The organism is Micromonospora sp. NPDC048170, assembly GCF_040652795.1.
Taxonomy (GTDB): Bacteria; Actinomycetota; Actinomycetes; order Mycobacteriales; family Micromonosporaceae; genus Micromonospora.
The window spans coordinates 73863-97413 of the sequence record NZ_JBEZMR010000019.1 but is presented as its reverse complement, the minus strand read 5'-3'; the positions used below and the strand labels follow the sequence as shown (position 1 = coordinate 97413).

Here is a 23551-nt window from a genome sequence, read left to right as displayed (position 1 = left end):
GCTCAGGGACGCAGGATCAGCCGGATCGGGTTGCCCTGCTTGGTGTGCACCCGCCGCACCGCCTCCTCCGCGTCGGCCAGCGGCAGCACGTCGCTGATCGACGCCGACAGGTCGAGCCGCCCCTGCCGGGCCAGGGAGACCAACTGCTCGACGTGCTCGGCCTCGGAGCCGTAGTGGCCGAGCACCGCCTGCTGGAAGTAGTTGAACGGGCTGTCCGAGGCGATGGTGACCGGCTTGTTGGCGATGCCCGCGAGCACCAGCCGACCCCGGCGGCCGAGCACGGTCAACGCCTGCTCGCGCACGGCGGTCACCCCGGCGAAGTCGAACGCCACGTCCAGCCCCCGCCCGGCCGTCAGCTCCAGCACGGCGTCGCGGAACGCGGGGTCGGCCGGGTCGAGCACCGCGTCGGCCCCCACGGCCGCCGCCCGGTCCCGTGCCGCCGCCAGCGGCTCCACCGCGATCACCGGGGCCGCTCCGACCAGGCGCAGCAACTGCACGGCGTGCACGCCCAGACCGCCCACGCCCCACACCCCGACCGCCTCGCCGGGGCGGGTCCGCCCCGTGTCCGTCACCGCCGCCCACGGGGTGGAGACCGCGTCGGGGATGATGCAGGCCTGTTCGAAGGAGAGGTCGTCCGGGATCGGCACCACCGTGTCCTGGCTGGCCACGGCGTACTCGGCCCAACCGCCGTCGTAGTCCACGCCCCGGGTCAGCACGGTGCCGCGCCGGTCCCGCTCCCCCGCCTGGAGCAGCACGCGCTGGCCGGGCGCCCAGCCCTCGACGTCGTCGCCGAACGCGTCGACCACGCCGGCGACCTCGTGCCCCAGCGTCACCACGTCGCCCGGCAGGTACAGCGGCGTGAGGGTGCCGTCGATCAGGTGCACGTCGGAGAGGCAGACCCCGGCCGCCTCGACCCTGACGCGCACCTGCCCGCTCGCCGGCTCGGGCACCGGCACCGACTCCATCCGCAGCGCCCGATCCGTCAGGTGCAGCCGTCCGGCCAGCATGTCCGCCACTGTGCGCCTCCCTGCCCGACCCCGGTCGGGGTCCTCGACGGGCACGCATACCCGGCCGGACGGCAGGAATGCGCGTGCCGGCGGCCGGGGCCGGGGGCGCCGGCGGGTAGCATCCGGGCCCGTGGGCGTGCGATTCGAGGAACTGGCCTGGCGGGAGACCCCGATCGGCCTCATCAGCCTGCGCCGGCGCCGCGACCCGGCGCTCGACGTCGAGGTGTACGAGGTCAAGCTCGACGACGAGTTCCTGATGTCCAGCCTCTTCCCCGTCGCGGAGATCGAACTGGCCCGGCTGGGCCTGGCCCCGCTGGCCGGGCAGGGCCTCGACGTGGTCGTCGGCGGCCTCGGCCTCGGCTACACCGCCCGCACCGCGCTCGAGGACGACCGGGTCGCCTCGCTGCTGGTCGTGGAGGCGATCGAGGACGTCATCGACTGGCACCGCCGGGAGTTGCTGCCCTTCGCCGCCGGGCTGGCCGCCGATCCCCGTACCCGGTTCGTGCGGGCCGACTTTTTCGCCGCCGTCGCCGACGGCACCGGCTTCGACCCGCGGGAGCCGGGGCGCCGGTTCCACGCCGTGCTGCTCGACGTGGACCACTCGCCGCGCAACGTGCTGCACCCCGGCCACGCCGCCTTCTACACCCCCGACGGCCTGCGCCGGCTGGCCGACCACCTGCACCCGGACGGGGTGTTCGCCCTCTGGTCGGACGACCCGCCCGATCCCGACTTCGAGGCGGCCCTCACCGCGGTGTTCCGCACCGCGCGGGCGCACGTCGTCCCGTTCGCCAACCCGCTGACCGGCGGGGAGTCGGCCAACACCGTCTACGTCGCCCGGCGCTGACCCGGCCGTACGCCCGCCCCGGGGGGCGCCGCAGCGCGTCGGCGCACGCCACGACCGGGAGCTTCGGCGGCGGCATGCTGCGGGGCGGACCGGGAAGGTGTGCCCCGCTGGTGTCCCATCCCGCACCGGTCGGATCCCAGGGGCCCGGAGCCGGTCGGAGGGAAGGGGCCCGCCACTACCTACGCAGCCGTAGGTTACCGTGAAGTAGGAGACGGCGTGCCACGGGCGGAGGAGAGACATGGACCTGAGTGCGGAGCGGCCCTGGCTGCGCAGCTACGCCCCGGGAGTCCCGGCGACCGTCACCCCGTCCGACGAGTCGCTGGTCGACCTGCTGCGCGAGGCCGCCCGCCGGTTCGGCCCCCGGGTCGCGCTGGACTTCTTCGGCGCCACCACCACGTACACCGACCTGGACGACCAGGTGGGCCGGGCGGCCGAGGCACTGCGCCGGCTCGGCGTGGGCCGGGGCGACCGGGTGGCGCTGGTGCTGCCCAACTGCCCGCAGCACGTCGTCGCCTTCTACGCCGTGCTGCGACTCGGCGCGGTGGTGGTGGAGCACAACCCGCTCTACACCGCCGGGGAGCTCACCCGGCAGCTCGCCGACCACGGCGCCCGCGTCGCGGTGGTCTGGGACAAGGTCGCCCCGGTCGTACGCTCGACGGCCGGCGCGACGGCGGTCGAGACGGTGGTGGCGGTGGACCTCACCCGGGCGCTGCCCCGGCGCAAGCGCTGGGCGCTGCGGCTGCCGCTGGCCCGGGCACGGGCCACCCGCGCGGCGATGACCGGGCCCGCGCCGGGGGCGCTGTCCTGGGAGCGGCTGGTCGCCGCCGCCGGGCCCCTCGCCGCCGACCATCCCGCCCCCGGGCCGGACGACACGGCGCTGTTGCAGTACACGGGCGGCACCACCGGCACGCCGAAGGGCGCGATCCTGACCCACCGCAACCTGCGGACCAACGCGGCGCAGGGCCGCGCCTGGGTGCCGGGCCTGCGCGACGGCGAGGAGACGGTGTACGCCGTGCTCCCCCTGTTCCACGCGTACGGGCTGACGCTCTGCCTCACCTTCTCGGTGGGCATCGGCGCCACGCTGGTGCTGTTCCCCCGCTTCGACCTGGACCAGACGCTGGACGCGGTACGCCGCCGCCCGCCGACCTTCCTGCCCGCCGTCCCACCGATCTACGAGAAGCTGGCCACGGCGGCCCGGGAACGCGGGGTGGACCTCTCCTCGGCCCGGTACGCCATCTCCGGCGCCATGGCGCTGCCCCCGGCGACGGTCGAGCTGTGGGAGTCGGTCACCGGCGGGCTGCTCGTCGAGGGCTACGGCATGACCGAGACCTCGCCCGTCGCGCTCGGCAACCCGGTCTCCCCCGCCCGGCGGCCGGGCACGGTCGGCGTGCCGTTCCCGTCCACCGACATCCGCATCGTCGACCCCGAGGACGTGTCGCGCGACCGCGAGCCGGGCGAGGCGGGTGAACTGCTGATCCGGGGGCCGCAGGTCTTCACCGGCTACTGGAACCGCCCGGCAGAGACGGCGGCGGTGCTGCTGCCCGACGGCTGGCTGCGCACCGGGGACATCGTGGTGACCGACGCCGACGGCTTCGTCAGCGTGATCGACCGGATCAAGGAGCTGATCATCACCGGCGGGTTCAACGTCTACCCGTCGGAGGTGGAGGACGCGCTGCGCCACGTGCCCGGCGTCCACGACGCCGCGGCGGTCGGCCTGCCCGGCGAGCACGGCGGCGAGGAGGTGGTGGCGGCGGTCGTCCTGGACGAGGGCTCCGACCTCGACGAGGCGGGCATCCGGGCGGCGTGCCGGCGGCACCTGACCGGGTACAAGGTGCCCCGCCGCGTGGTCGTCGTCGACGACCTGCCCCGCTCCCAGATCGGCAAGATCCTGCGCCGCGAGGTCCGCGACCGGCTGCTCGCCGACGGCTGACGCCGCCCGGCGGCTCCCGTCATCCGACGGGCGGGCCGGCCCGGAGGATGCGCCGGGCCCGGCGGCCGCGGCCGGTGCGGACGGCGGCCCGGCGGGCGATCTGCGCGACGTCCCGTCGGCATGGCTTCCGCCCTTCGGGACCGACGAACGCTCGGACAGCGGACTGCCACAGTGGATGCGAAAGGGCATTGCTCCGCAATCCGGACAGGTTCTTGCCAGAGGCATAGACGCCTCCCTATTCTCGGCGGGAAAGCGCTTTCCAGCCCAGGACCGACCAAGCGATCCGCACGCCGGCAGGCGAAAGGTCGGCAGCTCCGGCGGCCCGCCGGGGCTGTCCACGACGTTCGGCGGTGACACACACCCAGCGTGCGAAGACGAAGGTGAGGCGAGGATGAGACGACCAGTCGCACTGCGACTCCAGGTGGCCCTGGCCACGACGGCCGTCGGGGCCGCGATCGGAGTGGCGGCTCTGCCGACACCCCAGGCGTCGGCGGCGGCCGGCAGCGCCACCGGCTACGCGACCCAGAACGGCGGCACCACCGGCGGCGCGGGCGGGCAGACCGTACGGGCCACCACGGGGACCGCGATCCACGCGGCCCTGTGCGGTCGGGCCAGCAGCAGCACCCCGATCGTCATCGAGGTCACGGGGACCATCAACCACGGCAACACCAGCAAGGTGTCGGGCGGAAGCTGTAGCACCGCCGACGGCGTGATCGAACTCAAACAGATCAGCAACGTCACGATCATCGGGGTCGGCAGCGGAGCCGTCTTCGACCAGTTGGGCATCCACATCCGCGAGTCCCGCAACATCATCATCCGGAACGTGACCGTCCGGAACGTCAAGAAGTCGGGCTCACCCACGTCCAACGGTGGCGACGCCATCGGCATGGAGAGCAACGTCCGCAACGTCTGGGTCGATCACGTCACCCTGGAGGCCTCGGGCGGGGAGTCGGAGGGGTTCGACGGACTCTTCGACATGAAGGACAACACCCAGTACGTCACCCTGTCGTACAGCATCCTGCGCAACTCCGGTCGCGGCGGCCTCATCGGGTCCAGTGAGAGCGACCGCTCTAACGGCTTCGTCACGTTCCACCACAACCGCTACGAGAACATCGACTCCCGCACTCCCCTGCTGCGCGGCGGCATCGCGCACATCTACAACAACCACTACGTGAGCCTCCACGAGTCCGGCATCAACTCCCGGGCCGGGGCCAGGGCCAAGGTGGAGAACAACTACTTCCGGAACTCCAAGGACGTCCTGGGCACCTTCTACACCAGCGAGGCCGGCTACTGGCAGGTCGCCGGCAACGTCTTCGACAACGTGACCTGGTCCAGCCCCGGCAGCGACAACAACCCCGCCGGCCCCGACCCGCAGTCCAACACCACCGTCAGCATCCCGTACGCCTACCGCCTGGACGGGGCCAGCTGCGTGCCGGACGTCGTCCGCCAGACGGCGGGTGCGAACACGGGTCTGCGGGAGTCGGACGGCAACTGCTCGCCGCAGACGCCGGCGCCGACACCGACCACCCCCGCGCCCGGGCCGACCACCCCCACCCCGGGGCCGACCCAGCCCGGCGGGACCAACCTCAGCATCGGGGCCGGCTCCGACGGCTCCAGCAAGGCCAGCGGGACGAGCTACGGCAACGTACGGGACGGCAGCCTGGGCACCTACTGGTCGCCGGCCGGCGCGACCGGCGACATCTCGATCAAGTGGGGTTCCGCCACCACGGTGTCCAGGGTCGTCATCCGCGAGCCGTCGGGCACCCAGGGCAGCATCGGGACCTGGCAGGTCGTCAACCACGCCAACGGCGCCGTCCTGGCCTCCGGCAGCGGGGCGGGCGTCATCACCTTCGCCGCGACCTCGCTGGCCAAGATCACCTTCAGGGTCACCAGCTCGACCGGCACGCCGAAGGTCGCCGAGTTCGAGACCTACGCCGGGTAGGGGCGCGGGGGCGGGGGCCGTCAGACCCGACGGCCCCCGCCGAGGGTAAGGAAGGGCACCTTGTCGACGCCTGCGGTAGAGGAAGGGTCCCTTCCTTACCTCCCCCGGGGGCGGGGTGGATGGTCAGCCCACCTCGGCGAGCAGGCCGTCGACGAGGTCGCGCGGCAGCCCGTGGGTGTCGTGCAGGTCCCGGTAGTCCTCGTCGGTCAGCGGCCCACGGGACCGGCGTCGGGAGACCACCGGCCGCCCGCGCCGCAGCAGCTCCCGGAACCGCCGCTCCTCTCCGGAGAACACGGCACGCACCTCGTCGACGGTGACGGGCTGCCCGAAGCCGTCGAGGGTGTGCCGCACCGCGCCGACCGGCAGGTCGGACAGGGTCCGGGACGCGTCGTCGCGCCACAGCATCGTGAGCGCCCGACGCAGCAGCCGACGCAGCACGTAACCGCGGCCGGTGTTCGAGGGGCGTACGCCGTCGCCGACGACCACCACGCTCGTCCGCAGGTGGTCGCCGACCAGGCGCAAGGACCCGTCCCGCAGGCCCCACCGCTCGCCGACACCGCGCATCCACGGCACCAGGCCCTCGCCCTCGAAGACCGAGCGGTGCCCGCCCAGCGCCATCTCGAGCCGTTCGAGGCCCATCCCGGTGTCCACGTTGGGCTGCCGCAGCGGCGACAACCGGCCGTCGGGGTGCCGGCGGTAGCGCATCCCGACGTGGTTCCAGACCTCCATCCATCCCTCGTCGGTGCCGGGGGTTCCCCTGGGCGGGCCGTCGCCGGTCCAGACGAAGATCTCCGTGTCGGGCCCGCACGGCCCCGTCGGGCCGTTGGACCACCAGTTCTCTTCCCCGGTCACCTCCACGGGCAGGCCCAGCTCGCCCCAGGCGCGCAGCGACGGCTCGTCCGGGCCGACCTGGTCGTCGCCGCCGAAGACCGTCACGTGCATCCGGTCGTGCGGGACGCCGAAGCCGTCGCGCAGCAGCTCGTAGCCCCAACGCAGGCTGCGCGGCAGGTCGTAGTCACCCAGCGACCAGGAGCCCAGCATCCGGAACAGGGTCAGGTGGGTGGGGTCGCCGACCTCGTCCAGGTCGGTGGTGCGCAGGCAGCGCTGCACGTTCACCAGTCGCCGGCCCAGCGGGTGGGGCCGGCCCTCCAGGTAGGGGGTCAGCGGGTGCATACCGGAGGTGGTGAAGAGCACCGGGTCGCCCGGCGGCGGGATCAGGGAACTGTCGGGCACGAGTTCGTGGCCGCGTTCGCGGTAGAAGTCGAGGAAGGTGCGGCTGATCGGGTCGTACGCCATGGTGGTGGCCTTTCCGGGTGGGACGACCGGAAGGTCCGCCGCCGGGGACCGGCGGGCTGACGCGACGAAAAAGCCGGCGGACCGTTTCCGGTCGCCGGCGGGTGGTGGGGAGGTCAGGCGGCGGCGACCGACGAGCGCGAAGCTCGCGCGGCCGCGGCGGCGAAGAAGCGCCTGGTCTCCATGCCCCCGACTGTACGCGGACGCCGGCGCCGCCGCCCAGCGCGTTTTCGCGGCGGGCGGCGGCGCCGGGACGGGATCAGACGCCCGACGTGGCGAGGGCCGGGGTCGGTCGGTCGTCGGCGCGGCGGGGCGCCTTCCGGTTGGGCAGCGAGAGCCGGAAGACCTTGCGCCACGCGGAGAAGACCTGCCGGGGCAGCGAGCCGGTGGTGTACCTCAGCCCGTAGCGGTCGAACAGCGCCCGCACCTCGGGGGCGATCTCCTGGTAGCGGTTGCTGGGCAGGTCCGGGAAGAGGTGGTGCTCGATCTGGTACGACAGGTTGCCGGTCATGATGTGCAGCAGCCGGCTGCCGCTGATGTTGGCCGAGCCGAGCATCTGCCGCAGGTACCACTCGCCGCGCGTCTCGCCCTCGATCGAGCGCCTGGAGAAGGTCTCCACGCCCTCCGGGAAGTGCCCGCACATGATCACCGAGTGGCTCCACAGGTTGCGCAGGAGGTTGGCGGTGAAGGTGGCGGCGAGCGTGTGCAGGAACGACGGCCCGGACAGCAGCGGGTGCAGCACGTAGTCCTTGAGCACCTGCCGGCGGATCTTGCGGCCCACCGCCCGGGCCCGGGCCCGGAACTCCGGCTTCTTGTGCCGGCCCTTGCGCAGGTTGCGTCCCAGCTCCAGGTCGTACGCGGCGATGCCGTACTCGAAGAAGCAGGCGTTGATGAAGTTCCACAGCGGCTGGCCCAGGTGGAACGGGTGCCACCGCTGGTCCTCGTCGACCCGCATGATGCCGTAGCCGAGGTCGTTGTCCTTGCCGAGAACGTTCGTGTAGGTGTGGTGCAGCTCGTTGTGCGAGTGCTTCCACTGGTCGGCCGGCGAGACGTGGTCCCACTCCCAGGTGGTGGAGTGGATCTTCGGGTCGCGCATCCAGTCCCACTGGCCGTGCAGGACGTTGTGGCCGACCTCCATGTTCTCCAGGATCTTGGCCACGGTCAGGCCGGCCGTGCCGACGATCCAGGCGGGCGGGAAGAGGGAGAACAGCAGCACCACCCGGCTGCCCACCTCCAGCTTGCGCTGCGTCGAGATGACCCTGCGGATGTACGCGGCGTCCCGCTCGCCCCGGTCGGCGATCACCCGGTCGCGGATCGCGTCGAGCTCCTTGCCGATGGTCTCGATGTCCTCGGCGCTCAGGTGGGCGATCGGGTTGACGGGCTTGTTCTGGATCACGGTCACGTCAGGTACTCCGGTCAGTGGTCGATGTCGCAGGCGCCGGCCGCGGCCGACACACAGGTCTGGATGAGGACGCCGTCGCCGGGCACCGCCGTGGTCAGGTCCCCGTTGCGCAGGTCCCGGACCGCGCCCTGGCGCAGCGGCAGGACGCAGCCGAAGCAGATGCCCATCCGGCAGCCCGAGGGCATCAGCACCCCGGCGCTCTCGCCGGCGTCGAGCAGCGGGGTGGCGCCGTCGGCGTCGACGGTGACGCCCGAGCGGGCGAAGGTGACGGTGCCGCCCTCACCGGGCGAGATGACGGTGGGCCGGAACCGCTCGGTGTGCAGCCGGTCGCCGTGGCCCCGGGCCGTCCAGTGCTCCTCCAGGGCGTCGAGCAGGCCGACGGGGCCGCAGGCCCAGGTCTCCCGGTCGAGGTGGTCGGGCACGAGACGGTCGAGGTCGTCCACGGTGAGCAGCCCGTCGCTGTCGGTGTGCCGTTCCACCAGCCGGATCGCGCCCCGCTCGGCCAGGCCCCGCAGCTCGACACCGAAGATCACGTCGGCGGAGGTGGGTGCCGAGTGCACCACGACGACGTCGGCGCCGCCCAGCACGTCGGCGCGCAGCATCCCCATCACGGGGGTGACGCCGCTGCCCGCGGTCACGAAGAGCACCCGGGCCGGCGGCCGGCCCGGCAGCACGAAGTCGCCCTGGGCCTGGTCGAGCTGGACCACCGTCCCGGGCCGCGCCCGGCGGACGAGGTGATTGCTGACGACCCCGTCGGGGATCGCCTTGACGGTGACGGAGATCGGCCCGCCCCGGCGTGCCGGGGCCGAGGTGACCGAGTAGGCCCGCCACTGGCGTACGCCGTCGACGTCGACACCGAGGCGGACGTACTGGCCGGGGGCGTGTCCGCGCCAGTCGCGGCCGGGCCGGATCACCAGCGTCGCCGCGTCGGCGGTCTCGGGGCGTACGGCGAGGATCCGGCCGCGCAGGTCGGCACCGGAGCGCAGCGGGGCGACCAGGTCGAGGTAGTCGTCGGGCAGCAGCGGGGTGGTGATCGACGCCGCCAGCCGAAGGATCCGGCCCCGGAGGGCCGCCTTCCCGGAGGGGTTCGGGACGGTGGTGGTCATGATTCGATAGTCGCGGCAGAATGGCATAAAATCTTGACCTGCGAAGGTGAACCGAACGAGGCTTTTTGTGCGGAGGGAACAAGCGTGTCGGAACGCTCGAAGGCCACCCGGCGCGCGGCCCGGCTCGAGTTGGACCCCGAGGTGGCCGGCGCCCTGCACGACCGGCTGCCCCTGCTCGCCGAGCACACCGTGACCGCCATCACCGCCGAGGTGCCGAGCTACTCCGGCACCCTGACCGGCCAGATGCGCGAGAAGATCGAGACGGCGGTGCAGATCGCGCTCGGCACCTTCCTCCAACTCATCGGGCGCTGCCAGGGCGGCGACCCGAGCACCCCGCTCGTCGGCGCGCTGGAGGCCGCGTACGCCCTCGGCAGCGGCGAGGCGCGCTCCGGCCGGAGCATGGACGCCCTGCTCGCCGCTTACCGCGTCGGCGCCCGGGTCTCCTGGCGGGAGATGTCCACCACCACCGTGCAGGGCGGGCTGTCCGCCGCCACCGTCGCCGAGTTCGCCGAGCTGCTGTTCGCGTACATCGACGAGCTCTCCGCCGCCAGCGTGGCCGGCCACGCCGACGAGCTGGCCAGCGTCGGGCGGGCCCGCCGCCGCAACCTGGAACGGCTCACCCAGCGCCTGCTCGCCGGGGAAGCCGAGGAGGTGCTGCTGCGCAGCGCCGAGTCGGCCGACTGGCCCCCGCCGCAGACCCTCACCGTCGTCCTGCTGCCCCGGGCCAACCTCCGGGCGGCGCTCGCGCGGCTGCACCCGCACACCCTGGAGAGCGGCGACGACCCGCCGGCGGGCGGGGCGGGCGAGGACCTGGCGGTGCTCCTGGTGCCCGACACGCACGGCGACCGGCGGCGACAGCTCGCCCGGGTGCTGCACGGACGCCGCGCGGTGCTCGGCCCCGCCCGGCCCTGGGCCCAGGTGGCCTCCTCCTACCAGCGCGTGGTCCGGGCCCTGTCGCTCGGCCTCCGCCCGGCCGACGACGGACCGGCGCTGGACACCGAGGAGCACCTCGCCGAGCTGGTCCTGAGCACCGACCCGGAGGGGCTCGCCGACCTGCGCGCCCGGGTCCTGGCACCGCTGGCGCCGCTACCGCCCGGCACCGCCGACCGGCTCACCGAGACGCTGCGCTCCTGGCTGCTGCACCAGGGCCGGCGCGACGACGTCGCCGCCGACCTCTTCGTGCACCCGCAGACCGTCCGCTACCGGATGGGCAAGCTCCGCGAGCTGTACGGCGAGCGCCTCACCGATCCGGCGACCGTCCTCGACCTCACGCTGGCCCTGGCCTATCCGCCCCGGACCGAGGCCGACGAGTCACCGTCCTGACCGGATTTCCTCGTTCCGCGGTGATGCGGGGGCCGAATGCCGGGCATAGGCGTACCTCCCGCGCACGGCAGTTGTCGCAGGGCCGGAAACACCGACGCTGCGACCGCCCAGGGGTCAGGTGAGGGCCAATTCCGCAGCCGACAACGGGGATTGGGGAGATGGCGTCGACATTGCGGCCCGCCCCCGATGCCTTTCCTGCGACTGCTCCGTCTCGTGGGCCAACTTGGTGACCGGCACCGGGACATCCCGGAATGGGCACGGGACCGCTGTCCGAACGGATTTTCCGAACCGTGCCAAGGGCCCGCGCTCGGCGAGCGCGGGCCCATTCTCGTCACCGAGCCCGACAATGCGACGGGACGCGCCCGCCGAGGCCTGGACCGCGCGCGGAAGATTCGCCTACGCCGCCCGCTGCGGGCCGACGACGCTCCAGCGCAGGCCGGCGGGATCGCGCAGCGCCACCTGGTGCGACGGGTCCGCCGGCGTCTCGACGCGGGCGCCGGCGGCCACCGCCCGCCGCAGCACCGACTCCGGGTCGGCCCGCTCGATGGTCAACACGTCGTCCCGGCTCTCGGCGGCGGCCGACGCCCCCGCCTCGTGCCACTCGCTCACCGTGAGGCGGTGGCCGCCGACGGCCAGCTCCGCGTGCAGCACGCGGCCGTCGAGCAGGCACTCCCGTTCGATCGCGACGGCGTCGAAGACGTCCGTGTAGAAGGCGATGGCTTCGGCCGTGTCGCTGACGTTGAGATGTGGCTGCTCCGGCAGGTGGCGCTGTGCCCTCATGGCAGTGGTACCGCCCTTCCGCTACTCGGCGATCCGGGTCCGACCGGTCCAGCGGAAGACCACGGGGAGGCCGACCGCCTCCGGGAAGGCGCCCCGTTCGAAGTGCTCGTACCCGCCGTAGTGCAGGACCTTGATCTTTTCCTCGGCGCGCGCCACCCGGCGACTGCGCAGGTCGGCCGGCAGATCGACCGGGCCTCCCTCCAGGACGACGTCGATGATGCCGACGGCGTCCCGGGTGACCGAACCAGCTTGCGAAACGTCATTCATGGCACGACCTCCGTCGCATTCCGCACACCTCGGACGAGCCCGCCGCGTGGCGGCGGACGCGTCCGCACAGGCCTGACGACACCCGTTGCCGGGGGGAACGAACGCTTCGGTCGGACGTCGCTGTCCGGTGACCGGCCGCCCGTTCTGCTCTCGAACGTAATCCAGGTCACACTGGACCAACACCCTTAGCACACCCCTAGGAACCGGCCGTGGGCAGCGACGATGTCCCCGCGCCGACAGGCGTCGACGCGGGGAGCGCTCACTCCCAGCGGAAGAAGCGGGTGGCCGCCACGCAACCGACCACGGCCGTCACGGCCAGGGCGATCAGCTGCGGCAACTCCGGGTTGGCGCCCGCCCACGCCGCACCGAGCGTGTCCACCGTGGCACCCAGCGGCGAGTAGTCGGCGATGAGGGCCACGGCGGCCGGCATGCGGTCGCGGGGCAACCAGGCACCGGCCAGGAAGAGCAGCGGGAAGAACAGTGCGGGGCCGATCGACTGGGCAGCCCGGGCGGACGGCGCCAGCGCCGCGATCAGCAGCCCGACGGCGAAGAGGCAGGCCACCGCGAGCAGGAACGCCAGCACGAACCCGGGCACGTTGGCCGGTGCCGGCTGGTCCAGCAGGAACCGTACGGCGAATGCGGTGACCACCGCGCCGAGGACGCCCATCACGAGGTTCACCACGACCTGGGCCACCAGCAGGAGGGCGGGCTGCACCGGGGTGGTCGCCAGGCGGCGCAGCACCCGGCGTTCCCGGTAGATGCCGAGTGCCATCGGCAGGGTGAAGAGCGCGAGCATCCCGATCGTCAGGGCCAGGGCGAGGGACGGCAGGAAGGTCTGCTCGGCGTGCTGCCCGGTGTCGGCGGCCGTACCGGCGCGCTGCGGCAGCCCGAAGACGAGCATGAGGCCGATCGGCAGGGCGAAGACGAAGAACAGCGACACCGGCTCCCGCAGGAACAGCTTCATCTCGACGGTGATCAGCTTGGACAGGGCGTTCACGACGGCCTCCCGGCGGTCGGGGACTGCGGGGCGGTCCGGCTCGAACGGCCGGTGAGGGAGACGAACGCGTCGTCGAGGCTGGGCTGCTCGACCCGGAGCGCGGAGTAGCTGATCCCGCTCCCGTTGAGCGCGGACATGACCGACTGGAGCACGTCCTTCGTGCCGGTGACCGTCACCTCCTCGCCGTCGCGGGACACTCCCGTCACGTCGGGCGACGCGAGCAGCAGCGCGTCCTCGACCGGCGCGGCGGGCCGGAAGTGCACCCGGTGCTCCGTACCGACCCGGGTGAGCAGGCCGGCCGGGCTGTCGATGGCCACCACCCGTCCCTGGTCGATGATCGCGAGCCGGTCGCAGAGGCGCTCCGCCTCCTCCATGAAGTGGGTGACCAGCACGACGGTGACGCCCCGGTCGCGGATCCGCTCGACCAGGTCCCAGGTGTCCCGGCGGCCCTGCGGGTCCAGCCCGGTGGTCAGCTCGTCGAGGATGGCGACCTCCGGCATCCCGACCAGCGCCAGGGCCACCGACAACCGCTGCTTCTGCCCGCCGGAGAGCTTCTGGAAGTAGGTGTTGCGCTGCTCGGCCAGCCCCAGGTCGGTCAGCAGCTCGTCGATGTCGGCGCGCTTGCGGTAGAAGGACCGGTAGAGGTCCAACGCCTCCCACACCCGCACCTTGTCCGGCAGTTGGCTCTCCTGGAGCTGGGCGCCGACGCGCTGTCGCACCTCGGTGCGGTCGCGGATCGGGTCGAGCCCGAGCACCCGGATGGTGCCGCCGTCGGGGCGGCGAAGCCCCTGCACGCACTCGACGGTGGTCGTCTTCCCGGCCCCGTTCGGACCGAGCACGCCGAAGATCTCGCCCTGTTCGACGGTGAAGGAGACGTCCTCGACCGCGATCTTCTCGCCGTACCGTTTCTGCAGATGATCGACTTCGATGACCGGCATTGGGCGTGGTCCTCCTTCACGTGCGGGTTGCCGTCGGGAAGGGCGGGACCCCTCGGCGGATCGCGGCGTCGGCTTGCGGGAACGGGCCGGTGCCGACCGGCACCGGCCGACCGACGCCCGACATCATCCGGCCAACCGATGCGCGAATCAACTGATCAGCTGACGAATCGGGGGTATCGAACCGGGAAACGACACGGGACAGGGGTGTCGAGCGGCGGCGTGCCGCGCAGACAGGGGTGTTGGCCGGTTACCGCAGGTGTCCGTCGATACGGGCCGGTCACCGACGGGCCGGGCAGAACGCCAGCAGCTCGTCCAGCCGGGTCAGGACGACGTCCGGGCCGGCGGCGCGCAGGGTGTCCTCGTCGGACTCGCCCCACAACGCGGCCACCGCCACCACCCCGGCCGCCCGCGCGCTGGCCAGGTCGCTGGGCGCGTCGCCGACCATCAACGCCTGCGCCGGCCGGGCCCCGAGCAGGCGCACCGCCCGTCGCACGATGTCCGGGGCGGGCTTCGGCCGGGGCACCTCGTCCGAGCCCACCACGTGGTCGACGAGCGGCAGCAGGCCGAGCCGGCCGAGCAGGTCCCGGGCGCGCACCCCGCTGCGGCCGGTGGCCACGGCCAGCCCGATTCCCCGCCGGCGCAGGGTGCCGAGCAGCTCCGGCACCCCGTCGACCGGGGTCACCCGGTGCGCGAGGCGGTTGCTCTCCCTGACGAACGGCTCGGCCAGCGCCGCCGGCAGGCCCATCAGCTCCAACACCTCGGGCAGGTACCGGCCCGGATGGCGGCAGTACTCGTCGACCGGGGCGACGCCGTCGCCCACCACCTCGGCGTACGCGAGGGCGAACGCCTCCCTGGCCACGGCGAGGCTGTCGACCAGCACCCCGTCGAGGTCGAGCACCACGGCCCGGACACCGCCGGACACCTGCGCCCGACCCGTCGCCTCCCCGATCACCGACGCCACCTCTCGTACGCCCGTCCCGCGCCGGCCGGTAGGGGTGGCAGGGCGGGGGACGCCCGACTACGGTCAGGACCGTCGTCCCGGACCCGCCGCCGCGACACACCGCGCCCACCTGGACCCACCGGCGCCGCACCGACCCTACCGTCGTCCCGGGTGCCCGGCGTCCGGTGCCGCGGCACGCCGGTCGGGTCGGCCCGGGTCCGAGCCGCTGGAAAGGGTCGCACCATGCCGCTGCTGAGCTGGCTCTCGACAGGCACCGACGAGCGTCCGGACGCGATCCGGGTCGACGACCGGGCGGTGTCCTGGGTGGAGCTGCGCCGCATGGCCGCGGCGGTCGCCGACGAGCTGCGCGGCGTCGACCATGTGGCGATCGAGGCCACGTCGACCCTGGAGACCGTGGTCGGGGTGGTCGGCGCGCTGACCGCCGGAGCGGCGGTGGTGCCGGTGCCGCCGGACGCCGGGCCGATGGAGCGCGACCACATCCTGCGCGACTCGGGGGCCACGGCGCTGCTGGTCCCGACCGGCGCGCGGCGCTCCGCCGGGAGCACGGGCCGGGCGGTCGTGCCGATCGACCTGACCCGACGGTCGGACACCACCCACCCCGAGCCGGACCCGGCCCGCACCGCGTTGATCCTCTACACGAGCGGCACCACCGGCGCCCCGAAGGGCGCGGTGATCTCCCGCCGGGCGGTCGCCGCCTGCCTGGACGGGCTCGCCGACGCCTGGGCCTGGACGCCGGACGACCTGCTGGTGCACGGCCTGCCGCTGTTCCACGTGCACGGGCTGGTGCTCGGCGTGCTCGGGCCGCTACGGCTGGGCAGCCGGCTGCACCACGTGGGCCGGCCGCGTCCCGACCGGTACGCGGCCGCCAACGGCTCGGTGTACTTCGGCGTACCGACGGTGTGGTCCCGGATCGCCGCCGACCCGGACGCGGCTCGGGCGTTGCGCCCGGCCCGGCTGCTCGTCTCGGGCAGCGCGGCGCTCCCGGCGGCGGTCTTCGCGGACCTCGCCACGCTCACCGGCCACCAGGCCGTCGAGCGGTACGGGATGACCGAGACCCTGATCACGGTGAGTGCCCGGGCGGACGGCCCGCGGCGGCCGGGCACCGTCGGGCTGCCGCTGCCCGGGGTGCGGACGCGGCTGGTCGACGAGAACGGTGCCCCGCTCCCGGCCGACGGGGCGGCGATGGGCGAACTCCAGGTCAGCGGTCCCACGGTCTTCGACGGGTATCTGAACCGTCCGGACGCCGACGCGGCGAGCCGTACCCCCGACGGCTGGTTCCGCACCGGGGACGTCGCCACGATCGACCCGGACGGCTGGCACCGGATCGTCGGCCGGGCGTCCACCGACCTGATCAAGAGCGGTGGCTACCGGATCGGCGCGGGCGAGGTGGAGGATGCCCTGCTGGCGCACCCGGGGGTCCGGGAGGCCGCCGTGGTGGGGACCCCGCATCCCGACCTCGGCCAGCAGGTCACCGCGTACGTGGTGGGCGACGGGGTGGACGGGCCGGAGCTGATCGACTTCGTGGCCCGGCACCTCTCGGCGCACAAGCGGCCACGGGAGGTACGCCTGGTCGACGCCCTGCCCCGCAACGCCCTCGGCAAGGTGCAGAAGACCAGGCTGACGACGGACTGAGGCCCGACGGCGGGCCGACGACAGCAGCGGCCGGGCCGTCGGGCCGGCCGCTGCTGTCGTTCAGCCGGTGACCGCCGGGATGCTGATCGCGGTGACCACCAGTCCCCGCTCGACCAGGAACCTGCCGGCGAAGCCCGTCACCGGCTCCCCGCCGAGCACCGGCCCGGGCACCAGCAGTCGGGCCTCGAACGTCCCGGCCGGGTCGATCACGATGTCCGCCTCGGAGAAGTCCAGCCACCGGCCGGTGAGCGGAAACCACGCCTTGTACACCGACTCCTTCGCGCTGAACAGCAGGCGGTCCCAGCAGGTCGACGGGTGGGCGGCGCCCAGCGTGGCGGTGCGCACCCGCTCAGCCGGCAGGGCGATCGCGTCCAGTACCCCGTCGGGCAGCGGCGCGTGCGGCTCGGCGTCCACCCCGAGGGTGGCGAACGCCGCCGTACGGCCGAGGACCGCGGCCCGGTAACCCTCGCAGTGCGTCATGCTGCCGACCACTCCGCCCGGCCAGACCGGGGCGCCCCGGGCGCCGGAGACGATCGGCACCGGGGCGAGGCCCAGCTCGTCGAGGGCCAGGCGGGCGCAGTGCCGCACGGTGGTGAACTCCCGGCGGCGCTTCTCCACCGACCGGGCCACGAGTGCCTCTTCCTCGGGGAACAGGGTCAGGCCGGCGGGGTCGGTGAAGGACTCGGCCACCGCCACGGCGGAGGGCAGGATCTGCTCGATCACGTTCGCCGATGCTAGGCGCTGCGTCGACCCTCGCCGTCACCACGCCGGCGGTACGGTGCACCATAGGGGTCAGGTACGGGTGCCGGGCCGCGCGGGCGGCTGCCAGTCTGGGGGTGCCCCCGATCCCACGGGCGGGGCACGCGGATTGGTCGGATGGATGCGGGAAAGCGATGCTCACTGGCAAGGTGGTGCGGTTCGACGACGTGCGGGGCTACGGGTTCATCGCCCCTGACGACGGCAGCGACGACGTGTTCGTGCACGCGAACATGTTGGACGGTGACAAGTGGGTGCTGGCACCCGGTGTCCCGGTGGAGTACGACGCGGTGGAGACCGACCGCGGTCCCAAGGCTGTGCTGGTACGGGTGATCGGCGTTCCCGCGGGAGCGGAGCGGCCCGGGACGGCCGGGGCCGCACCGGCTCGGGCCGGTGTGGCTGTCGCCGGCGGGCGGAGTCGGGACAGCGGACAGACCAGCGGCGGGGCGGACGACGAGGAGGGCCTGTGCGACGTGCTCTCCGAGCGGGCCTTCTACGCGGAGACCACCGAGGCGCTGGTGACCTCCGTGTCGGACCTGACCGGGGCGCAGATCGTGGCCGTCCGCGCTCGGATGTTGGACCTGGCCCGACGGCACGGCTGGGTGGAGGGCTGACCGGGGTCGCCCCGGTGGCGCAGCCTCGGCCCCGGCAGGCGCTCAGCCGGCCGCGATCAGCACCGACTTCCTGATCCGGCCCAGCGCGCTGCGGGGCAACTCGTCGACGAAGTGCACCCGACGGGGACGGTGACACGCCGAGAGGTACCGCCCGACGTGGTCGATGAGCGTCTGCGCGGTCAGCCCCTCGGCGACGACGTAGGCGGTGACCTGCTCGCCGAGCGCGTGGTGTGGCGTGCCGACGACCGCGGCGTCCCGGACCCCGGGGTGGCTCAGCAGTGCCTCCTCGACCTGCCCGGCGTGCACCCGCCGGCCCTGGCTGTGCACCACGTCGAGACCTCGCCGCCCGATGATCCGGTGGGATCCGTCCGCGGCGACGGTGGCCAGGTCGCCGGTGGCGTGCCAGCGACCGTCGGCGCTCCGCCCGCCCTCGACGTAGCCGCTGAACAGCGTCGGCCCGCAGACGCTCAACTCGCCGACCGACTCGCCGTCGGCCGGCACCGGCCGGTCCTCGTGGTCGAGGAGCCGGGTCTCCACGCCGGGCAGGGGGGTGCCGACGGCACCGGCGACCGCGGGGTCGTCGGCCCGCCGGGTCAGCGCGACGAGGGTCTCGGTCGTGCCGTACGCCTGGACCGGCGAGTGCGAGGTGAGCAGCCGGAGCCGTTCCGCCACGGCGGCGGCCAGTGGGGCGTCCGCGGAGATCAGGATCCGCGCCGCGGACAGCGACCGGGCCCAGGGGGTGTTCAACGCGATTTTCGCCCACTGCGCGGGTAACGCCAGGTACATGGTGCCGATCGGCCCGGCGGCGGCGTTGCGGTCGAGGTGGACGAAGCGGCTGCCGACCCGCAACGCACCGAGCAGGCCGACGACCAGGCCGTACGCCCGGAAGAGCGGTGCGCCCTGGACCACGACGTCCTCGCGGCTCCACCGCCACGCGTCGGCCAGCAGGTCGAGGTCGGCGGCAATGGCGCGACGCGAGATGCGTACGCCGCGAGATGGCCCGCCCGCGCCCCCGGTGTAGAGGATGACCGCGTCGGTGCCCGGTGCCGGCTCGGGATGGTGCGTCGAGGAACGCTGGCGCAGGTCGACCGGGATCGTGGGCAACTGGTGCGTGCCAGACGTGTTCCGGCCGAGGAGGACCGTCGCCCCGGACTGCCGCAGGATGCGGACCCGTTCGCTTTCGTCGGCGTCGGGAGGCAGTGGTACGAGCGGGACGCCCGCGTGGAGGGCGCCGAGCATTCCGACCACCGTCTCCAGCGTCGGTGTGCCGTCGACCGCGACAGCGACAGCGCCCCTGATCCGGTCGGCGACCGCGGTGACGCAGCCGACCAGGGCCTCACTGGAGAGTGTGCCGCCGGCCACCCTGACCGCATCGGCCCGGTCCGCACCCGATCCCCGCAGCGCCGGCAGCAGCGTCATCTCCGCTATCCCCGGCGGAGTGCGTCGACGAGTCGCGGCAGCAACTGGGACATCACGGCGCCACAGAGCCCTTCAGGTCATGGGGCCGCACGGCCCCAATATCCGGCTGTCCCGACGTGGAAGCGGATGCCCCGAAATTAGGCCGCGCTATCGCCCGGCACAACCCCTAGCCGCCCGGCCAGGGTCCCCTGCCGACAGCCGGCAGGCCAGGTAGGACGCAATTTCGCTCCACTCTCGGTGGCGGGCGGTCCGGCCACCCTTTCCACTGGCGGACGACAGCAGCAGGATACGATTCCGCCCGAATGGCAGACAATGGAGCCGATGCTGCGGCCGAATTGCAGACCAGCGCGGAAGGAATCGACAGGACATCGGTATCGGACCGCCCGTTGTTTTCGCGGCTTCCGCCAACCGGCCCGGAATGTCGACAACCACCGACAGACCTCTGGGCGCATAGTTCATTTTTAACAACATAATCGCTTAATTTCCCAAAGGTCCGAATCGAGGAGCGGGTGACATCCAATGAGGGTTTCGCCCGCCAGCCCGACCCGGACAGCCCGCAGTCGCACTTCGGGCACCCACGACGCATTACCCGGCAAAAACAGAGAATATTTCGCAACCGTCGACCCGCCCGCCAGGGCCGGGGCGGCCCCCGGAGTCGAGCCGCCAGGCTGGCCCACCCTCCGGGGACAGCCACAACCCTCAGCCGAGCCGACCGGACCAGAGCCTGCCGCGACGACGGCGGAACGCAGACCGGGCGCCTAGCACGCAGAACCGCGCCCGCCAATCGCCGAGAGGGCCGGAAAAGCGGGATCTACGGACCGCGAGGGCAATCCTGTCACGTTACGGATCCACCCGGCGACTTTCTGCTGTCAACCGCGCACCGAAGGGCCGGCCCGACCCGCGCCGGCACCGAAAACCGATGTTTGCCTATCCTTTACAAACCCCGGCTTGCCGCCCAATTGCCGAACTGCCATACTCCCACCATCACGGCGGTCGATAGGGGGAAACCAACCCGGAAGAGGCCGGAGAATTGTCGCCGACGCTGGTGGGACCGCAACCCGGAGTCACCAGCCGGTCAAGTTGGTCGATGGTTCCCCAGTCGCGCTCGACGGTCGTCAATATTTGCCAAAACTGGAATGGGTCGAGAGTTGCCGGTCTCCGATTTCGTCGAACTCCAGGGCCGCGCAGGACGGGTGGCGCGTCCGGCGACCACGGGCCGCACGCTCCGTCGGGGGCCGCGTCGATGGAGCTGACCGAGCGGTCGTGCCAGCTCAGCCTGCTGGAACGCCGGCTCGCGGACCTGTTCCGGACCGGCACCACCCCCACCCCCACCGGCCGGACGATGACCGTGCTGACCGGTCCGGTCGGCTCCGGCAAGACCACGCTGTTGCAGACCATCGCCCGGCGGGCCTGCGAGTCCGGGGCGCGCGTCCTCAGCGCGAGCGCCTCGCGCGCCGAACGCGCCGTCCCGCTGGAGGTCATCCGCCAACTCCTCCGGATGGCGCCGCTGAGCGGGGCCGGCAGCCCGGACACCTGGACCCGCCTCGGCCGACTGCTGGACGCGGGCACCCTGACCTGGGCCGACGCCGGCGACACGGACCACGAGGAAACGGCCCGGGCCACCGCCGCGATCGGCGGGGCCCTGCTCGAGATGACCGCGCAGGGGCCGCTGGTCATCGCGGTCGACGACGTCCACCACGCCGACGTGCCGTCGCTGCGTTGTCTCGACTACCTGGCCCGACGCATCTCCGGCCTACCCGTGCTGGTCATCCTCACCGAGGCGCCGCGGACCAGGCCCTGGCGTCCGGAGGTCCACGCCGAACTGCTGCAACCCGCGAGGCTGCACCGCATCCGGATCCCGCTGCTCACCGCCGAGGGGACCTTCCAGCTACTCGCCCGACGACTCGGCATCCCGGTCGCCCGGACCATCGCCGAGGAGAGTCACCGGATCAGCGGCGGCAATCCGCTGCTGGTGCAGGCGCTCGCCGAGGACCAGGCCGCCGCGCCCCGGCCCACCGACCACCCGGTGGCCGGGGAGTCGTTCCGCGAGGCCGTGCTGAGCTGCCTGTACCGCTGCGACCACCTGGTGCTCAACGCCGCCCGGGTGCTCGCCGTGACCGGCGAGCCGCTGCACGGCAACCTGCTGCCGCACCTCGTCGACGTCGGGTCACGGGCCGCGCTGGGCGCGATCGACGGCTCGACCAGCGCCGGACTGATCAGCGAACAGGGGCTGTGCCATCCGGCGGTGGGCCAGGCCGTGATCGACGGGATGACCGCCGAGGAACGCGCACGGCTGCACCTGGAGGCGGCTGGCCTGCTGCACGAGGACGGCGCGACCCCGGCCCGGATCGCGCCACACCTGGTCGGGGTCGACGAGCTGGCCGAGCCCTGGATGGCGCAGACCCTGCTGGACGCCGGCGAGCAGGCGCTGCTCGACGGGGAGGTGGAGACCGCCCTGCGGTACCTGCGCCGCGCGAACCGGGGCCGCGTCGGCGAGTGCCTGCGGGCGCGGATCCGTTCCGCGTTGGCGCGTGCCGAGTGGCGGCTCGACCCGCAGGCCGCGATCCCGCACCTGGTGGGCGTCGTCTCCGCCATCCGCGCGGGGCACCTGGGCAGCCAGCAGGCCGCCGGCCCCATCCAGTACCTGCTCTGGCACGGCGAGGTCGACAGGGCCGTCGAACTCGTCGACCACCTGAGCGAACGGGCCGACGCCACCGATCCGCGGTCCGCAGCCGACCGGCTCGTCACCACGGGCTGGATGTCGACCTTCTACCCCGGGGTGATGGTCGACCGCCCCGCGCCCACCGCGGCCGCCCGGGACCCGCTCACCCTGGCCAGGGTCAAGCGCGGGCTCGCGGGAGCCACCCTGCTCTCCGCCGTGCTCGTACGCGGTGACGCCGCCGCGGTCGAGCAGGCCGAACGGGCGCTGTCGACCACCGGGCTGGACGACGAACCGAACATGTGGAACGCCATCTGCGCCCTCATCGCCATGATCTACGCCGACCGGCTGGACCTGGCCGACGACTGGTGCGACCGGCTGGGCCGCAACACGGCCACCCCGCGCCACCCCACCCCGTCGGCGACGCTCGCGGCCCTCCGGGCGGCCGTCACCGGACGGCGCGGTGACCTGCCCCGAGCCGAGAAGCTGGCCGAGGAGGCGCTGAACCAGCTCTCGCCGAAGAGCTGGGGAGTGGTCATCGGGATACCGCTCACCGTCCGGATGCGGGCCCTCACCTTCATGGACGAACTCGACGCGGCGGCGGCCTGCCTCCAGGTGCCGGTGCCACCGGCGATGTTCGAGACCCCGATCGGGCTGCACTACCTGCACGCCCGTGGGACACACGCCCTCGCCGCGGGAAACCCGGAGGCCGCGCTTGCCGACTTCCAGCTCTGCGGGCAGCTGATGAACCGCTGGCGGCTGGACTTCTCGGGCCTCGTCCCGTGGCGGACGGAGTCGGCCCGGTCGCTGCTCCGGATGGGCCGCCGCCAGCAGGCCGGCAAGCTGGTCCGCGACGAACTGGCCCGGCTGCGGCCCGTCCACGTCCGCTACCGGGCCGCCGCCCTGCGGGTCCTGGCCGCCACCGAGGACGGACCGGACCGGATCCCGCACCTGCGCAGCGCCGTCCGGCTGCTGCGGCAGTGCGGCGACCGGATGGAGCTGGCGCACAACCTGACCGACCTCGGTCACGCCTACCAGCAGGTCGGCGACCGGAGGCAGGCCCGCATCGCGACCCGGGCGGCCCGGGCGCTCGCCGAGGAGTGCGGCATCCCGATGCTGCGGCCCAGCGTCTCCACCGGCAGAGGCGGTACCGACGACGGCCGTCCCGACACGACGGTCGTGGTGCACGGGCTCAACGACGCCGAGTCCAGGGTGGCCGCCCTGGCCGCCCAGGGACACACCAACCGTGAGATCGCCGAGAAGCTCTTCCTCACGGTCAGCGCCATCGAGCAGCGGTTGACCCGGATCTACCGGAAGCTGGACGTCAACTCGCGCAGCGAGCTGGCCGTCCGACTGCGGCTGCACCGAGCCGGCGCGACTGTCCTGGACCCGCCGCGCGGCCCGGACGCCCCGGGGCGTCGGCCCCCTGGACCGCGACCGCGCTGACGGGCGCCGGCCGGCCGGGCCCGGTCTCCGCTGACCGTCCACCCGGGCTTCGTCCCGGCTGACCGGCCACCTGGCCCGCGCCTCGCCCGACCGTCGCCGGCCCGCGCCCGTCCCGGCCGGCCGAGCCCGGCGTCGACTCCCGTGTCCGCCGACCGTTCGGCCTCGGACTCCGCGTGTGCCTCGGTCGTTGCCGCCGCACCGGCAGCGCGATGCCGGCCCGTCACCAGTCGGCGCC

The 23551-nt window shown here is 73.3% G+C and carries 18 protein-coding genes; 7 read left to right on the top strand and 11 right to left on the bottom strand.

Going from position 1 to position 23551, the window contains the following annotated elements:
- Window positions 1-2: 2 nt before the first annotated feature.
- Window positions 3-1007 carry a zinc-binding dehydrogenase gene (locus AB0D32_RS22050; RefSeq protein ID WP_357093204.1) on the bottom strand — a complete coding sequence of 335 codons (1005 nt, stop codon included), beginning with the start codon at window positions 1005-1007 and terminating at the stop codon, window positions 3-5.
- Between the two features lie 130 nt (window positions 1008-1137).
- On the opposite strand from AB0D32_RS22050, the gene AB0D32_RS22045 reads away from it, so the two are divergent.
- From AB0D32_RS22045 to AB0D32_RS22035, 3 genes are all read left to right on the top strand, one after another.
- Window positions 1138-1851: a spermidine synthase gene (locus tag AB0D32_RS22045; protein WP_357093113.1), complete on the top strand. Its 714-nt coding sequence runs from the start codon at window positions 1138-1140 to the stop codon at window positions 1849-1851.
- A 238-nt stretch (window positions 1852-2089) separates the two neighbouring features.
- On the top strand, window positions 2090-3781 hold the full coding sequence (locus tag AB0D32_RS22040) for a long-chain-fatty-acid--CoA ligase (protein ID WP_357093110.1): 1692 nt from the start codon (window positions 2090-2092) through the stop codon (window positions 3779-3781).
- A 391-nt stretch (window positions 3782-4172) separates the two neighbouring features.
- Window positions 4173-5723: a pectate lyase gene (locus AB0D32_RS22035; RefSeq protein WP_357093107.1), complete on the top strand. Its 1551-nt coding sequence runs from the start codon at window positions 4173-4175 to the stop codon at window positions 5721-5723.
- 123 nt (window positions 5724-5846) lie between these two features.
- Here the strand turns inward: AB0D32_RS22035 and AB0D32_RS22030 are convergent, their stop codons facing one another.
- The 3 genes from AB0D32_RS22030 to AB0D32_RS22020 all read right to left on the bottom strand — a co-directional run bounded on the left by AB0D32_RS22030 (window position 5847) and on the right by AB0D32_RS22020 (window position 9524).
- Complete coding sequence (locus tag AB0D32_RS22030; RefSeq protein ID WP_357093104.1) at window positions 5847-7019, bottom strand: alanine--tRNA ligase-related protein; 1173 nt, start codon at window positions 7017-7019, stop codon at window positions 5847-5849.
- Window positions 7020-7275: 256 nt separating this feature from the next.
- Window positions 7276-8418, bottom strand: coding sequence for an acyl-CoA desaturase (locus AB0D32_RS22025; protein ID WP_357093101.1), 1143 nt, complete (start codon window positions 8416-8418; stop codon window positions 7276-7278).
- A 14-nt stretch (window positions 8419-8432) separates the two neighbouring features.
- Entirely contained in the window at window positions 8433-9524 is a 1092-nt protein-coding gene (locus AB0D32_RS22020) for a ferredoxin reductase (RefSeq protein WP_357093098.1), read from the bottom strand.
- Between the two features lie 84 nt (window positions 9525-9608).
- Here AB0D32_RS22020 and AB0D32_RS22015 point away from each other — a divergent pair, with 84 nt between their 5' ends.
- Entirely contained in the window at window positions 9609-10847 is a 1239-nt protein-coding gene (locus AB0D32_RS22015) for a helix-turn-helix domain-containing protein (RefSeq protein WP_357093095.1), read from the top strand.
- Between the two features lie 396 nt (window positions 10848-11243).
- Here AB0D32_RS22015 and AB0D32_RS22010 read toward each other — a convergent pair whose 3' ends face one another.
- The 5 genes from AB0D32_RS22010 to AB0D32_RS21990 all read right to left on the bottom strand — a co-directional run bounded on the left by AB0D32_RS22010 (window position 11244) and on the right by AB0D32_RS21990 (window position 14781).
- Window positions 11244-11627, bottom strand: a complete 384-nt coding sequence (locus AB0D32_RS22010; RefSeq protein ID WP_357093092.1) for a VOC family protein — start codon at window positions 11625-11627, stop codon at window positions 11244-11246.
- A gap of 21 nt (window positions 11628-11648) precedes the next feature.
- Complete coding sequence (locus AB0D32_RS22005) at window positions 11649-11894, bottom strand: DUF5988 family protein (RefSeq protein WP_357093089.1); 246 nt, start codon at window positions 11892-11894, stop codon at window positions 11649-11651.
- A gap of 259 nt (window positions 11895-12153) precedes the next feature.
- The gene (locus tag AB0D32_RS22000; RefSeq protein WP_357093086.1) at window positions 12154-12891 is read right to left on the bottom strand and encodes an ABC transporter permease; all 738 of its coding nucleotides are present in this window, start codon (window positions 12889-12891) and stop codon (window positions 12154-12156) included.
- A complete protein-coding gene (locus AB0D32_RS21995; protein ID WP_357093084.1) occupies window positions 12888-13829 on the bottom strand; it encodes an ABC transporter ATP-binding protein in 942 nt (313 codons plus the stop codon). Before AB0D32_RS21995 ends, AB0D32_RS22000 begins: the two co-directional genes overlap by 4 nt.
- Before the next feature lie 277 nt (window positions 13830-14106).
- Entirely contained in the window at window positions 14107-14781 is a 675-nt protein-coding gene (locus tag AB0D32_RS21990; RefSeq protein WP_357093081.1) for an HAD-IA family hydrolase, read from the bottom strand.
- 231 nt (window positions 14782-15012) lie between these two features.
- Between AB0D32_RS21990 and AB0D32_RS21985 the strand changes: the two genes are divergently transcribed.
- Entirely contained in the window at window positions 15013-16422 is a 1410-nt protein-coding gene (locus AB0D32_RS21985) for an acyl-CoA synthetase (protein ID WP_357093078.1), read from the top strand.
- A gap of 60 nt (window positions 16423-16482) precedes the next feature.
- On the opposite strand, the gene AB0D32_RS21980 is transcribed toward AB0D32_RS21985, so the two are convergent.
- Window positions 16483-17145 (bottom strand): 4'-phosphopantetheinyl transferase superfamily protein, encoded by a 663-nt coding sequence (locus AB0D32_RS21980; protein WP_357093075.1) that lies wholly within the window; start codon window positions 17143-17145, stop codon window positions 16483-16485.
- Between the two features lie 170 nt (window positions 17146-17315).
- Between AB0D32_RS21980 and AB0D32_RS21975 the strand changes: the two genes are divergently transcribed.
- Window positions 17316-17792 carry a cold shock domain-containing protein gene (locus tag AB0D32_RS21975; protein ID WP_357093072.1) on the top strand — a complete coding sequence of 159 codons (477 nt, stop codon included), beginning with the start codon at window positions 17316-17318 and terminating at the stop codon, window positions 17790-17792.
- Window positions 17793-17834: 42 nt separating this feature from the next.
- On the opposite strand, the gene AB0D32_RS21970 is transcribed toward AB0D32_RS21975, so the two are convergent.
- A complete protein-coding gene (locus tag AB0D32_RS21970; protein ID WP_357093069.1) occupies window positions 17835-19211 on the bottom strand; it encodes an AMP-binding protein in 1377 nt (458 codons plus the stop codon).
- 1243 nt (window positions 19212-20454) lie between these two features.
- Here AB0D32_RS21970 and AB0D32_RS21965 point away from each other — a divergent pair.
- Window positions 20455-23316, top strand: coding sequence for an AAA family ATPase (locus AB0D32_RS21965; protein ID WP_357093066.1), 2862 nt, complete (start codon window positions 20455-20457; stop codon window positions 23314-23316).
- Window positions 23317-23551: the final 235 nt, after the last annotated feature.